Raw genomic sequence first — 244 nt, forward strand, 5'->3', positions numbered from 1 at the left:
GAACATAAAGGACCCATCAGCATTGATGGAAGTATCAGGGTCTAGAATTCCTTGGGAGGCAAGTGCTTGAATAGATTGGACTGCCCAATCATCTGCGGCATCAAGTAATTTAACTTTAATAGTTTTATCAGTTTGAATCATTTTCAAATCTTGAATTTGCTTTACGTTTTGAATCATGGTTGCTGCGACCTGTCGGGTAATCGGAGTAGCATGGTTATACTCTGGAATTCCATTCATCATTTTT

1 pseudogene is annotated in these 244 nt (G+C 38.5%); it reads right to left on the reverse strand.

Going from position 1 to position 244, the window contains the following annotated elements:
- Nucleotides 1–244: pseudogene (locus KI369_RS28870) on the reverse strand (penicillin-binding protein); the annotation flags it as partial.

Origin of the sequence: Bacillus sanguinis, from assembly GCF_018332475.1 — a bacterium.
Lineage (GTDB): Bacteria > Bacillota > Bacilli > Bacillales > Bacillaceae_G > Bacillus_A > Bacillus_A sanguinis.